The following is a 13,774-nucleotide window of genomic DNA, read 5'->3' as shown; positions in this document are numbered from 1 at the left end:
GCGGGGGTGACGAGGATGGGTCTGTCGCGCATTATTTGAACAGGCTGCCCAAAATCCCGCGCATGAGCTGGCCGCCGAACTTGCCCGCGACCTGACGGCCAAGGCTCGTCGCCGCCGAGCGCGCCGCCGACTGGATCATTTTGTCGGCCATCGAGGGTTTGGCGGCTTCGCGCGCCGCGGCCTTTTCCTGCTGCAGTCGTACCCGTTCCTCGGCCGCCTTGCGCTTCGCCTCTTCCTTCGCGGCGATCGCCGCCTGCTTGTCGGCCTCGGCCTGCGCTTTCGCCTCGACTGCGGCGGCTTGTGCCTGCTCGGCCTTGGCGGCGAGCAGTTCCTCGGCGCTCTCGCGGTTGACCGGCGTGTCATATTTGTCGGCGACGGGCGAGATCGACTTGATGATCGCGCGCTCCTTGACGTCGAGCGGACCGGCGCGCGAGCAGGGCGGCTTGATCAGCGTGCGTTCGACCGGCGACGGCGCGCCGTCGGCCATCAGCAGCGAGACAAGCGCTTCGCCGACCTTGAGCTCGGTGATTTCGCGCGCGACATCGACCTTGGGATTGGGACGGAAGGTGTCGGCGGCGGCCTTCACCGCCTTCTGGTCGCGCGGGGTGAAGGCGCGGAGCGCGTGCTGGACGCGGTTGCCGAGCTGGCCCGCGACCGCCTCGGGCACGTCGATCGGGTTCTGGGTCACGAAATAGACGCCGACGCCCTTCGAGCGGATCAGGCGCACGACCTGCTCGATCTTGTCGGTCAGCGCGGGCGGCGCGTCGTCAAAGAGCAGATGCGCCTCGTCGAAGAAGAAGACGAGCTTCGGCTTATCGGGATCGCCGACCTCGGGAAGCGCCTCGAACATCTCGCTCAAGAGCCAGAGTAGGAAGGTCGCATAGAGCTTGGGGCTCGCCATCAGCTTGTCGGCGGCGAGGATGTTGACATAGCCGCGGCCATTGTCGTCGAGACGGATCATGTCCTGGATGTCGAGCGCGGGTTCGCCGAAGAAATGGTCGCCGCCCTGCGTTTCGAGCGTCAAGAGCTGGCGCTGGATCGTCCCCACCGTGGCCTTCGACACATTGCCATATTTGGTCGTCAGCTCGTCGGCATTCTCGGCACACCAGGCGAGCATCGCCTGCAGGTCGCCGAGGTCGAGGAGCAACAGATTCTGCTCGTCGGCGACGCGGAACGCGATCGCGAGCACGCCTTCCTGCACTTCGTTGAGCCCCATCAGTCGCGCGAGCAGCAGCGGCCCCATTTCGGAGATGGTGGTGCGGATCGGATGCCCCTGTTCGCCGAACAGATCCCAGAAGATCACCGGATTGTCGTGATAGGCCCAGCCGGTATCGCCGATTTCCGCCGCGCGCTTGGCAAAGGCCTCGTGCGTCTTCGCGGTCGCGCTGCCCGCCATCGCCATGCCCGACAGGTCGCCCTTCACGTCGGCGACGAACACCGGGACGCCGACCGCCGAAAAGCCCTCGGCCAGCCCTTGCAGCGTCACCGTCTTTCCGGTGCCGGTCGCGCCGGCGATCAGCCCGTGGCGGTTCGCGCGCTTCAGCACCAGCGATTGGCGCGGCCCGTCGGGCGCCCCTCCACCGCCAAGTCCGATGTAGATTTCGGTCGCTTCGCTGCCGTCGCTCACTATGCATTCCTCCACTCTGGGCACCTTGCCGAAGGTCTAGAACGACGCGCGGCGTCGGGCAATCGGCAAAGCCGCGGGCGGCGGCAGCACGCGGTGAAGATCGGACCGAGAATGGCGGAAAACTGCGCAACTTCATTCGCAATTCGCGGGGATACGGTATCAGCAGCAGGGAATGACTAGTTTCGACCGAAGGCGGAGCTATCCTTCATCGTCATCCCGGACTTGATCCGGGATCCATTCATCCAGTGCTGAGAGAATGGATCCCGGATCAAGTCCGGGATGACGAGATTCTGAAAGAGATCGGAAAACGACGCCTGGCATCTCATAACGTCGTCATTCCCGCGCAAGCGGGAACCCAGTGTGGGGTCAACCGAGGCACGCCCTGGGTTCCCGCTTGCGCGGGAATGACGAAGAGAGGGGGGGAATATCCGCCCCCACCCAACGTCCCTCACCCCATGATGAAGGCGTTGAGCTTGTTGCCGTCGGGGTCGCGGAAATAACCGGCATAGAAGCCTTCGCCGCGCGGCCCCGGAGGACCTTCGCAGGTGCCGCCGTTGGCGAGCGCAATGTCGTAGAGGCGGTGGACCTGCTCCTTGTCCTTCGCCTCGAGCGCGACCATCACGCCGTTGCCCACGGTCGCCGCCTGGCCGTCGAACGGGCGGGTGAGGCCGATGCCGGCGCCGCCGCCTTCCTTGCCCCAGGCGATGAAGCCGTCATAGTCCATCATCCGCGGCACGCCCAGTTCGCCGGCGATCGCGTCATAGAAGACCGCCGCCCTGGCGAGGTCGTTGGTGCCCAGCGTCACATATCCGATCATCGTCTCTCTCCCGACTCGTCATGATGTGAACATAATAGGAACATTTAACCTGCCAAGCAAAGAAAAAGAGCGCCGGACCCGAGGGTCACGGCGCTCTTTTTGCCTGTCGCGCGACGTGCGGAAAATCAGCCGCCCTTGATGCGGATCGCGATGAAGGCCGAGGGGCCGCCACGGCGCAGGATTTCGAGCAGCACCGCGTCGCGGCCCGCCTTCTTCGCATCGGCGATGACCTTGGCGAGCGCGTCGCTGGTCGTCACCGACGCGCGGTTGGCGCTGACGATCACGTCGCCGCGGCGCAGGCCCTTGCGACCGGCGTCGCTGCTCGACGAGGCGGCGGCGATCACAAGGCCCTTGGTGCCCGTATCGACCCCGATCGCGCGGGCGATGTCAGGGGTCAGCGGCTGCACGGCAAGGCCGAGTTCGTTCTGGATCGCGGTGTCGGCGCTGCCCTTCGGATCGTCGGGCATCGCCTGCTCGTCCTCGGGGTCGAAGGTCGTGCCCGCGAGCTGTTCCTCGGGCGGGCGCGTGCCGACGACCGCATTGAGGGTCAGCGTCTTGCCGTCGCGTACCACCTCGATCGGGATGCGCGTGCCGGGCTTGGTGTTGGCGACGATGTAGGACAGGCTCTGCGACGGGGTCACGTCCTTGCCGTTGACCTTGGTCACGACGTCGCCGCGCTTGATGCCGGCCTTCGCCGCCGCGCCGTCGTCCTCGACGCGCTGGACGAATTCGCCGCGGTCCTTGGGCAGGCCGAGCGCCGAGGCCAGATCTTCGCCGATCGGTGCGATGCCGATGCCGAGATAGCCGCGCTCGATCTTCTCGCCCGACCTCAGCGCGTTGATCACCGGGATCGCCGCTTCGGCGGGGATCGCGAAATTGACGCCGATGTTCGCGCCGACGGGCGAGATCAGCATATTGTTGATGCCGACGACATTGCCCTTGAGGTCGAACAGCGGCCCGCCCGAATTGCCGCGATTGATCGCGGTGTCGGTCTGGATATAGCGATCATAGGCGCCGCCGCCGCCGAGGTTGCGCTGCACCGCCGAGATGATGCCCGCGGTCACCGTCGAGCCGAGGCCGAGCGGGTTTCCGATCGCGACCACCCAGTCGCCGACGCGCGCCTTGGCGCTGTCGCCGAACTTGACGAAGGGCAGCCCCGTCGCGTCGATCTTGAGCAGAGCGAGGTCGGATGCGACGTCGCGGCCGACGATGCGCGCCTTATATTCCTTGCCGTTGGTCAGCGTTACCGCGACCTGATTCACCGCGTCGCCGCGCGGGCCGCCGGTGACGACATGGTTGTTGGTGACGATATAGCCGTCGTCGGAGATCAGGAAGCCCGAGCCACCGCCCTGCTGCTCTTGCGTCACCGGCTCGCGCGTTCCCGCGAACGGATCGAGCCGGACGCCGAGCGTCACCTCCTGCTTGGTCGAGATGTTGACCACCGCGGGCTGAAGCTGTTCGACGAGGTCGGCGAAGCTTTCGGGCGCGCCGGCGCGCGGCACCGCCTTTGCGATCTCGCTGCTCTCGTTCTGCGCAACCTGCGCGATCACCGGCGACTGGGTGACGAGCGCCAGCGCCGTGCCGCCCATCAGCAGGGCCGAAGTGATGCCATAAACATAACGCACGATCGCAAATCCTCTTCTGTTCGCGAAAAAACTCTGGCCCCGGCGCGACGCTATCTGCTCGGCGCCGGCTGAACCTCATTTGAACATGAACGGGACTTGCAGGTTCCGTTCACGTGCCGAACTTTCGTCAGCCTCCCTTGAAATGCCGCAGATATTCATTGTCGGGCGACAGGATCACCGATGTCGTGCCCTGGTTGTTTTCACCCAGGAAGGTCTGCCGATAGCTCTGCATCGCACGGTAGAAATCATAGAATTCGGGATCCTTGCCGAAGCTCGCGGCATAGATGCGCGCCGCTTCGCCGTCGGCGTTGCCGCGGATGATCTGCGCTTCCTTCTGCCCCTCGGCGCGGATCGTGATCGCTTCCTGCTCGCGCGCGGTGCGCATGCGGTTATAGGCCGCCTCGAGCGTCGCGCCTTCGGGCAGGTCGGCGCGTTTGATCCGGACGTCGATGATTTCGGCGCCATATTTATTGGCCTCGCGGTTGAGCGCGATCTGGATATTGTCCATCACCTGCCCGCGTTCGGGCGACAGCAGGGTTGCGAAGGTGCGCTTGCCGAGCTCGTTGCGCAGCGACGAGCCGAGGATCGTCGCGAGCTGCTGCTGCAGCCGCTCCTCGGTGCGGATCGCGGTGTACATGCGCACCGGATTGGTGATGCGAAAGCGCGCGAAGGCGTCGACCTGCAGCCGCTGCTGGTCGGTCGACAGCACCTGCTGCCGCTCCATGTTGATGCCGAGGATGCGCTTGTCGATATATTGGATGCCGTCGGTGAAGGGCACGCGCAGGACGAGCCCGGCGCCCGAATGGCCGAAGCTTTCCTTCGGTTTATAGCGGTTCACCGTGCGCTCGATCTCGCCGAAGCGCAGGATCAGCGCCTGCTTGTCCTCGGGAACGATCGCCAGCGTCTGCGACAGGATGACGAGCAGCGCGACGGTGCCGACGAGCAGGCGCAGCGGATGGCGGAACAGGCCCTCGAACATCATTGGCCTCCCTTCGCGGTGGCTTCGGGGGCCGTATTCGCCCGTCGCTGGATTTCGTTCAGCGGCAGATAGGGGGTCACCCCGCGCGCCTCAACGATCGTCTTGTCGATGTTCGACAACACGCTCTCCATCGTTTCATAATAGAGCCGCTTGCGGGTCACGCCCGGCGCGAGCTTATACTGTTCGTAGATCTTGTCGAACGCGGCGGTATCGCCCCGCGCGCGTTCCAGAATCTGTTGCTCATAGGCGCGCGCGAGGTTGATGTCCGATTCGCGCTTCTGGCGCGCGGCGGTCACTTCCTTGAACGCTTCGTCGACCTGGCTCGGCGGATCGGCCTGGCGGATCGCGATGCCCTGGATCGTGATCCCGGCGCGATACTGGTCGAGCAGATCCTGCATCCGCTGCTGCACCTGTCGCTCGATCTCGACGCGGCCGGGACCGATCGCCTGGACGAGGTCGAAATTGGCCACCGTCGCGCGCATCGCGCTTTCGGCGACCTCGCGAAGCGTTCCGTCGGGGTCGGCAAGCTGGAAGATATAGAGTTCGGGATCGCGGATCGACCAGCGGACCTCATAGGCGAGGTCGACGATGCTCTGGTCGCGCGTCAGCACGAAATTCTCGTCGGTCGCATTGGGCGAGCCGATCTGCATCGTGCGGATAGCGCGGACATCCTCCAGGCGGATGCGTTCGATCGGCGCCGGCCAGGTGAATTTGACCCCCGGCCCGACGGTGCGCGAATAGCTGCCGAGGCGGGTGACGACGCCTTCCTTTTCGGGCGGCACGATGTGGAAGGAGGAAAAGACGAACCAGACCACGACGAGCGCGCCGATGCCCCATTTCCAGACCTTCGCCGAATCGCCGAAGTTGAGGCCGTCCCCGCCGCCCGAGCCGCCGCCCCCGAAGCTGCCGCGCCCCTTGCGCAGCAATTCGTCGAGCGCCGAGGGGCCGCGCGGCTTGCGGCCGCGTGCCGGGTCGGCGGGATCGGGCGTTACCCACGGATTGCGCGGGCCGTTGCGGTCGCCGCCGTCATCCTTGCCGCCGTCCTTCCCGCCCTTGGGGCCGTTGCCCCACGGGCTGTTCGCCATCTGGCTGATCTGATGGAAAAATCGCCGCATTCCCATCGGGAAGCGGCCTGCCATCCTGCCGTCACTTTCGTTGCTCATGCCTGCTTTTATAGGGAGGACCAGCGCGATTAACAGGGGGGCAAGAGAAAATGGCTGGCTTTCACCCGCGCCGCGCCTATCTGCGCAGGGTATGACCGACACCGCACCGCTTGCCAGCATCGCGACCGACCTCAGCGGCGGGCGCACCTCGGGCCTCCGCTTTCTCGACGATCAGGGCACGCTCGCGATCGTGCTCGACGTCACCGGCCTCGCCGAGGCAGAGCGGAAGCCGCTGGAGGACAAGCTCCGCGCCGGATTGCTCGCCCGGCCCGGCGTGAGCTCGGTGCGCGTTGCGATGACCGCCGAGCGCAAGGGGCTGACGCTGATCGCGGTCGGCAGCGGCAAGGGCGGGGTCGGCAAATCGACGCTCGCCGCCAACCTCGCGGTCGCGCTCCAGCGGCGCGGGGTGAAGGTCGGGATCGTCGACGCCGACATCTATGGCCCCTCGCAGCCGCGGCTGATGGACAGCGAGGGGGTGAAACCCGAAGCGCGCGGATCGAAGCTCGTCCCCGTTCCCAACGCCTATGGCGTGCCGATGCTGTCGACCGGGCAGATCGCCGCGCCCGGACAGGCGATCGCGTGGCGCGGGCCGATGGCGGGCAAGGCGCTTGAACAGCTCGTCGATGCGAGTTGGGGCGACGTCGATACGCTGATCGTCGACCTGCCGCCGGGCACCGGCGACGTTCAGCTCACGATGATCCAGAAACACAAGCCTGCGGGCGCGGTCATCGTCTCGACCCCGCAGGACCTCGCGCTGATGGACGCGACGCGCGCGATCAGCTTTTTCGAGCAAGCCGACGTGCCGTTGATCGGGCTGGTCGAGAATATGGCAGGCTATGCCTGCCCGCATTGCGGCGAGGTCAGCGACCCGTTCGGGAGCGGCGGCGCCGAGGCGGCGGCGAAGACGATGGGGCTCGATTTTCTGGGCCGCGTGCCGCTGTCGATGGGACTGCGCCTCGCGAGCGACGGCGGCGTGCCCCCGGCGGCGGGAACCGACCCGCTCGGCGAGCCGTTCCACGCGATAGCGGCGAAGATCGCCGACTGGCTCGCGGCAAGAAAGGGCACATGATGGCGATCAACGACGAGGGTGAAATCCGCGACCTGCTGGGGCAACCGCGCCGCATTGCCGTCGTCGGCGCCTCGCCCAACCCCGCGCGCGCCTCGAACGAGGTGCTCGCCTTCCTGATCCGGCAGGGGCACGACGTGATCGCGGTGAACCCCGGCCATGCCGGCAAGATGATCCACGGCGCGCCCGTCGTCGCGACCCTCGCCGATGTCGAGCCGCCCGCCGAGATCGTCGACATCTTCCGCAACAGCGCCGACGCGGGCGCGGCGGTCGACGAGGCGATCGTCCATGGCGCAAAGGCGGTGTGGATGCAGATCGGGGTGATCGACGAAGCCGCGGCGCAGCGCGCCGAGACGGCGGGGCTGACCGTGGTGATGAACCGCTGCCCGAAGGTCGAGATCCCACGGCTGGGACTGCTGCGGTAAAGCGGCGTATACAAGCCCATCCCTTTTCCCGTTCGTGTCGAGCGAAGTCGAGACACCCCTCGAAGCAGCGCGACACAGATGGGTGTCTCGACTTCGCTCGACACGAACGGAATTGAGGTGATGCCGATTTAACCGGAAAGCCTTTGCCTCGCTCAACCGCGCCGACTATCAGCGTCGGCAATGACGGGCATCAGGGACAAGGTGGGGCAAAGCGGCACGCGGCTGCCGCATGTCAGTCGCCGCCAGCTTCTCGTCGGCGCGACCGCCGCGGGCGGGCTGGCGCTCGCCTGGACCTTCTGGCCGCGCGACTATGAACCCAATCTCACCACCGCGCGCGGCGAGCATGTCTTCAACGCTTTCCTCAAGATCGGCGAGGACGGCCATATCGCCATGGTCGTCCCGCAATGCGAGATGGGCCAGGGCGTCACCACGCTGCTGCCGCAGATCATGGCCGACGAGCTCGGCGCCGACTGGCGGACGATCGCGGTCGAGACCGCGCCGATCAACCCGCTCTACACCAACACGCTGGTCGTTGACGAGGACAGCGCGGTCTTCACCCCGCGCCGCCTCGTCCCCGATTTCATATCCGACGTGCGTGGCTGGGCGCGGCGCGAATGGGCGGTGCGCCACGCGGTGATGCTGACCGCGAACAGCTCGTCGGTGCGGATGTTCGAAGGGCCGTGCCGCGACGCTGCGGCGCAGGCGCGCGCGCTGCTGATGATGGCGGCCGCGCGGCGCTGGGACGCCGACTGGCAGCAATGCGATACCGAGGGCGGCTTCGTCACCTTCGGCAAGAAGAAGCTGCGGTTCGGCGACGTCGCCGCCGCCGCCGCGCTGCTCGAACCGCCCGCCGAGCCCGTCTATCGCGCCGCGAGCGTCGACCCGCTCTACGGCAAGGAACTGACGCGGCTCGACCTGCCGTCGAAGGTCGACGGGTCGGCCAATTATGCCGGCGACATCCGCCTGCCCGACATGGTCTTCGCTGCGATCCGGCAGGGGCCGCTCGGCGCGACGCGGCTGAAGAGCATCGACCGCAAGGCGGGGATGAAGTCGCCCGGCCTGCTCCACATCGTCGAGCACGACCGCTGGTTCGCGGCGGTGGCGCGCAACTGGTGGGCGGCGAACCGCGCGCTCGACCATTTCGCGCCGGTGTTCGAGACCGCCGGAACCCCCATTTCTTCGGATCGCATCGACAAGGTGCTAGCGGCCGCGCTCAAGGCCGACGGCTATCGCGTCGCAAAGACCGGCGACGTCGCCGAGGCGATGGAAGGGCGGACGAAGATCTCGGCGCATTACGCCGTCGCCCCCGCGCTCCACGCCCCGATCGAGACGCGCACCGCGACCGCCGCGCCCGATCGCGGGCGGCTGCGCGTCTGGGTCGCGACGCAGGCACCCGCCCAATGCCGCGACGCGATTGCGCAAGCGACCGGCCTGTCGCCGTCCGACGTCACTCTCTTTCCGATGATGGCGGGGGGCTCGTTCGACGCCTGCCTCGATCACAGCGTTGCCGTGCAGGCGGCAATCATCGCGATGCAGATCAAGAGGCCCGTCCAGCTGGCCTGGTCGCGCGCCGAGGAGATCATGCGCGACATCCCGCGCGCACCGGCGCGCGCGAAGATGATCGCGACACTGAATGCGGCGGGTGGTATCGACGCGCTCGTCGCGCGCATCGCGGTGCCGCCGACCAATCACGAGGTTCGCGCCCGTCTGTTCGACAATATCCCCGCCGACGTCGCCCAGCGCGATGCCGCGGGCGTACCCGACGCCGTCGCGGTCGAAGGGCTGGCAAGCGCCTATGACATTCGGCATTTCGCGGTCGATCATTGTCCGGCCGACATCGGCCTGCCGACCGCACGCTGGCGCGGCAATGCCGACAGCTACACCGCCTTCTTCACCGAATGCTTCATCGACGAGATGGCGGCGCGCGCGGGGTCGGACGCGCTCTCCTATCGCATGGCGATGCTCGGCAAGTCGCCTTTGCTTGCCCGCTGCCTGCTCACCGCGACCAGCCTCGCGGGGTGGGAGGGCGGCCTGTCGGGCACCGCGCAGGGCCTCGCCTGCCATGCGATGCGCGGCAGCCATATCGCGCTGGTCGCGACCGCGCGGCCGAGCGAGCGCGGGCTGCAGGTCGAACAGCTCGTCGCGGTCGTCGATGCCGGGCGGCTGGTGAACCCGGCGATCGCGCGCCAGCAGGTCGAAGGCGGGCTGGTCTTCGGCCTCGCCGCCGCCGTCGGCGCGACGACCGATTATGAGGGCGGCCTCGCGACCGCGCGCAAATTCGGCCAGCTCGGCCTGCCCCGCCTCGCGCAAATCCCCGAGATTTTGATCGAATTCGTCGACAGCGACCGCGATCCCGGCGGGCTCGGCGAAATCGGCGTTCCCGCCGTCGCCCCCGCGATCGCCAATGCGATGTTCGCCGCGACCGGGCATCGCATCCGCCGCCTGCCGCTGTCCGCGCAGCCGCTCTGATGTCCGGCATCGGCGTCCTGCTCGTCAATCTCGGTACGCCCGACGCGCCGACGCCTGTGTCGGTGCGCCGCTATCTCGCCGAGTTCCTGTCCGACCCGCGTGTCGTCGAGATTCCGGCGCTGCTGTGGCAGCCGATCCTGCGCGGCGCCATCCTGCCGACGCGGCCGCGCAAATCGGCCGAGGCCTATGCACAGGTCTGGACCGATGAAGGTTCGCCGCTTGCCGCGATTACCCGCCGCCAGGCGGCAGCCCTGCAAGCCGCGCTCGGCGCGCATGTCCAGGTCGCTTATGCGATGCGCTATGGCGAGCCGGCGATCGGCGCGGCGATCGACGCGCTGATGGCTTCGGGCTGCCGCCGCATCCTGATCGCGCCGCTCTATCCTCAATATTGCGCCGCGACGACCGCCACCGCCGTCGATGCGGTCGCCGCGCATCTCGCGGCGCTCCGCGAACAGCCCGCGCTGCGCTTCCTACCGTCCTATCCCGCCGATCCCGCCTATATCGAAGCACTCGCGGCGTCGGTCGAGGCAGGGCTCGCCGCGCTCGATTTCACTCCCGACACGCTGGTCGCGAGCTTTCACGGCATGCCCGAGCGGACGCGCGCGCTCGGCGACCCCTATTATAACCAGTGTCTCGCGACCGCGCGCCTGCTCGCCGAAGCACTGGGCCGCCCGGTCGAGGTCGCGTTCCAGTCGCGCTTCGGCCGCGCCAAATGGCTGGAACCCGCGACCGACGCGACGCTCGCGCGGCTCGGCCTTGAAGGCCGCAGCGTCGCCATCCTCGCCCCCGGCTTCGCCGCCGACTGCCTCGAAACGCTCGAGGAACTGGCGATTCGCGGCAAGACGGGGTTTGAGGCGGCGGGAGGGCGGCATTTCGCCTATATCCCCTGCCTGAACGACAGCGCGGCGGGGATGGCGATGCTCGAAACGCTCGTCCGCCGCGAACTCGCTGGATGGTGCTAGACCAGAACCCTAAGGGTTCGCGCTTACCTCCTTTTTAACTCCTTGCATTAGACTTGCCGTCTGGCGGTGCCGGGTCTGGCCGGTGCTGCGCTTTGCAAAGGGTGGATCATGAGCGATCTCGATCGGGCGGCATTGATATTGGCCGGCTTAACGGCGGTGTTTCTGTTCCTCCTGTTCGCAGCGTGGCGCGCGCGCCGTCCGCGCCCCGAACCCGCCGCTCCGAGGTTGCCGAAGATCGCGCGCGAACCGGGCGAAAGCCGCTTTTCAGGCTTCGCGCGCAAGAAGGAGCCCGCGGTCGAGCCCGTTGAAATCGCGCCGTCGCGCCTCGCGCGGGTCAGCCGCGCCGCGGTCGAACGGCCGATCGAACCCATGCCGTTCGATGACCCCGATCCGATCGCCGGGCAGTCCACCGAGGCCGAGCCGGAATCGGCGGACGCGGAATCGGCGGATGACATCGCCGATCTGCACCGCCTCCCCGATCTTGCGCCTTCTTCGCAGGCCGAAGACCCGCTTCCCGAAACGCCCGCGATCGACGAAGCGGCGCTCGACGCGCTCGCGGCCGAGGTCGAACGGCAGGCGCATGGCGCCGATCCGGTCCCGGCCGCAACGCGCGGCGTCCGGCTGATGCCGCAGATTCCGCCGCGCGACGCGATCCTGCGCAAAAGCTGGATGGGCGGCCGTCCGCGCCTTCCCGCCATGACTTCCTGGCCGGTGATCGACGGCCGCGAGGGCGACTTCATCGCGCAGATCGCCTGCGCCGACCTGCCGCCGATGGTGTGGGACGGGCTCGGCCCACGCACCGGCTGGCTCGCCTTCTTCACCCATCCCGACAGCGGCGCGGCGACCGCGCTGCATCTGACCGAAGACGGCGCGCCGCGCGATCCGCCCCGCGCCGTGGGCCCCGCCTATTTTCATCCTTATGGAATGGAGGACGCCGACATGGCCGCGCTGGTCGTTCGGGCCTTGCCCGAATGGCCGGTCGACCTGTCCGCCGAAGCCGCCGGGCCGCATGGGCCCGATGCGGCGGCACTGCTCGCGGCGGATTATGATATCGCCGACCCTGCCTTTCACCCGTTCGACTGGCCCTCGATGCTCGCGATGGCCGCGATGCTCGAAAGCCGCATCCTCGCGCTGCCCACCGACGGCGTGCCGCCCGCGGACGCCAACGACGAACTGGCGCAGGCGATCGAGGACGCCGCCGAGGCCAATCGCGACGCCGCCGAGCGCACCGCCGAGATCGTGGCGATCATCCGCGAAAGCGCCGCCGCCGATGCCGGTTTTCTGCCCAGCGACGCGACCGCGGTGATGGCGGCGCTCCACGCGATCCGCTGGACGCAGGTCGCGGCGCATCCCGACCCCGAAAGCGGTGAGGATGCCGTCGAAACGCTCACCCTGCCGCTGACGCGTCGCCGCCCCGACGGCGACCTGTGGGTCGATGCCTATCGCGCGCTGCTGTTCGATCAGGTCCGGCATGCTTATTGCGCGAATCCCGACCGGCTCTCCGCCCCGGCGCGCGGTTTTTTCGAGCCTTTGTGGCAGGCGATGGCGGCGAACGGAATCGGCATGATGGCCGACCGCCCGTCACGCCCCGTCGCGGGCTTCGACGAAGAGCGCGACACGGTGCTCCTCGAACTGCCGCCGACCGGCATGCTCGGCCTTACGCACGCGAATGGCGCCGCGCTGGTCTTTACGATCCGCAAGGCCGATCTGGCCGTGGGTGATTTTTCCCGGATGCGGGTTCTGGGGAACAATTAGGATCGTGCTCCCTTGACGTTCCGGTCAACTTGCGGGGCGCGAATCCGCGTCTTAAGCAAGGAACAGGATCGCTTTTGGGAGAGCATCGAACATGGCACGAATCGCAGTCGTCACGGGTGGCAGTCGCGGGATCGGCGAGGCGATCAGCCTCGCGCTGAAGGAGGCCGGCGTCACCGTCGTCGCCAACTATGCCGGCAATGACGAAAAAGCGCGCGCCTTCACCGAACGCACCGGCATCGCGGCGCGCAAATGGGACGTCGGCGACCATCAGGCGTGCATCGACAATTGCGCGGCGATCGCGGCCGAATTCGGCCCCATCGATATCGTCGTCAACAACGCCGGCATCACCCGCGACGGCACCCTCGCCCGCATGAGCTACGACGACTGGCACGATGTCATGCGCGTCAACCTCGGCGGCTGTTTCAACATGGCGAAGGCAACCTTTGGCGGCATGGTCGAGCGCGGCTGGGGCCGCATCGTCAACATCGGCTCGATCAACGGCCAGGCGGGACAATATGGCCAGGTCAACTACGCCGCCGCCAAATCGGGCATCCACGGCTTCACCAAGGCGCTGGCACAGGAAGGCGCCAAGAAGGGCGTGACGGTCAACGCTATCGCGCCGGGCTATATCGACACCGACATGGTCGCCGCCGTGCCCGCGCCGGTGCTCGAAAAGATCGTCGCGAAGATTCCGGTCGGCCGCCTGGGCCAGGCCGAGGAAATCGCGCGCGGCGTGGCGTTCCTGTGCAGCGAGAATGCGGGTTTCGTCACCGGATCGACGATGAGCATCAACGGCGGGCAGCATATGTATTGACGGCGGCAGGCGCGTAACGAAGGCGTTCGCAAAGCGAACGAATAAGTCGGAGCATGATCGTCTTCCATTGAA

11 protein-coding genes are annotated in these 13,774 nt (G+C 67.4%); 6 read left to right on the top strand and 5 right to left on the bottom strand.

Annotation, left to right across the window (positions count from 1 at the left end):
* Window positions 1-31: 31 nt before the first annotated feature.
* The 5 genes from NP825_RS00460 to hflK form a co-directional block, all read right to left on the bottom strand.
* A complete protein-coding gene (locus NP825_RS00460; protein ID WP_374046513.1) occupies window positions 32-1,627 on the bottom strand; it encodes a helicase HerA-like domain-containing protein in 1,596 nt (531 codons plus the stop codon).
* Window positions 1,628-2,075: 448 nt separating this feature from the next.
* Window positions 2,076-2,444 (bottom strand): VOC family protein, encoded by a 369-nt coding sequence (locus NP825_RS00455; protein WP_257547494.1) that lies wholly within the window; start codon window positions 2,442-2,444, stop codon window positions 2,076-2,078.
* A 125-nt stretch (window positions 2,445-2,569) separates the two neighbouring features.
* Window positions 2,570-4,069, bottom strand: a complete 1,500-nt coding sequence (locus NP825_RS00450) for a trypsin-like peptidase domain-containing protein (protein WP_257547492.1) — start codon at window positions 4,067-4,069, stop codon at window positions 2,570-2,572.
* Window positions 4,070-4,196: 127 nt separating this feature from the next.
* On the bottom strand, window positions 4,197-5,048 hold the full coding sequence (gene hflC / locus NP825_RS00445; protein ID WP_257547490.1) for a protease modulator HflC: 852 nt from the start codon (window positions 5,046-5,048) through the stop codon (window positions 4,197-4,199).
* Entirely contained in the window at window positions 5,048-6,211 is a 1,164-nt protein-coding gene (hflK, locus tag NP825_RS00440) for a protease modulator HflK (protein WP_257547488.1), read from the bottom strand. The genes hflC and hflK overlap by 1 nt, the downstream gene beginning before the upstream one ends.
* A 91-nt stretch (window positions 6,212-6,302) precedes the next feature.
* On the opposite strand from hflK, the gene NP825_RS00435 reads away from it, so the two are divergent.
* From NP825_RS00435 to phbB, 6 genes are all read left to right on the top strand, one after another.
* Window positions 6,303-7,280 carry an Mrp/NBP35 family ATP-binding protein gene (locus tag NP825_RS00435; protein WP_306997960.1) on the top strand — a complete coding sequence of 326 codons (978 nt, stop codon included), beginning with the start codon at window positions 6,303-6,305 and terminating at the stop codon, window positions 7,278-7,280.
* On the top strand, window positions 7,280-7,702 hold the full coding sequence (locus NP825_RS00430; RefSeq protein ID WP_257547486.1) for a CoA-binding protein: 423 nt from the start codon (window positions 7,280-7,282) through the stop codon (window positions 7,700-7,702). The genes NP825_RS00435 and NP825_RS00430 overlap by 1 nt, the downstream gene beginning before the upstream one ends.
* A gap of 180 nt (window positions 7,703-7,882) precedes the next feature.
* On the top strand, window positions 7,883-10,171 hold the full coding sequence (locus NP825_RS00425) for a xanthine dehydrogenase family protein molybdopterin-binding subunit (protein ID WP_257547484.1): 2,289 nt from the start codon (window positions 7,883-7,885) through the stop codon (window positions 10,169-10,171).
* Entirely contained in the window at window positions 10,171-11,133 is a 963-nt protein-coding gene (hemH, locus tag NP825_RS00420; RefSeq protein WP_257547482.1) for a ferrochelatase, read from the top strand. Before NP825_RS00425 ends, hemH begins: the two co-directional genes overlap by 1 nt.
* Before the next feature lie 108 nt (window positions 11,134-11,241).
* On the top strand, window positions 11,242-12,888 hold the full coding sequence (locus NP825_RS00415) for a DUF1963 domain-containing protein (protein ID WP_257547479.1): 1,647 nt from the start codon (window positions 11,242-11,244) through the stop codon (window positions 12,886-12,888).
* Between the two features lie 91 nt (window positions 12,889-12,979).
* Window positions 12,980-13,702, top strand: a complete 723-nt coding sequence (gene phbB / locus NP825_RS00410) for an acetoacetyl-CoA reductase (protein ID WP_257547477.1) — start codon at window positions 12,980-12,982, stop codon at window positions 13,700-13,702.
* Window positions 13,703-13,774: the final 72 nt, after the last annotated feature.

Origin of the sequence: Sphingopyxis sp. DBS4 (genome assembly GCF_024628865.1) — a bacterium.
Lineage (GTDB): Bacteria > Pseudomonadota > Alphaproteobacteria > Sphingomonadales > Sphingomonadaceae > Sphingopyxis.
This window is presented reverse-complemented; position numbering and strand designations above follow the sequence as displayed.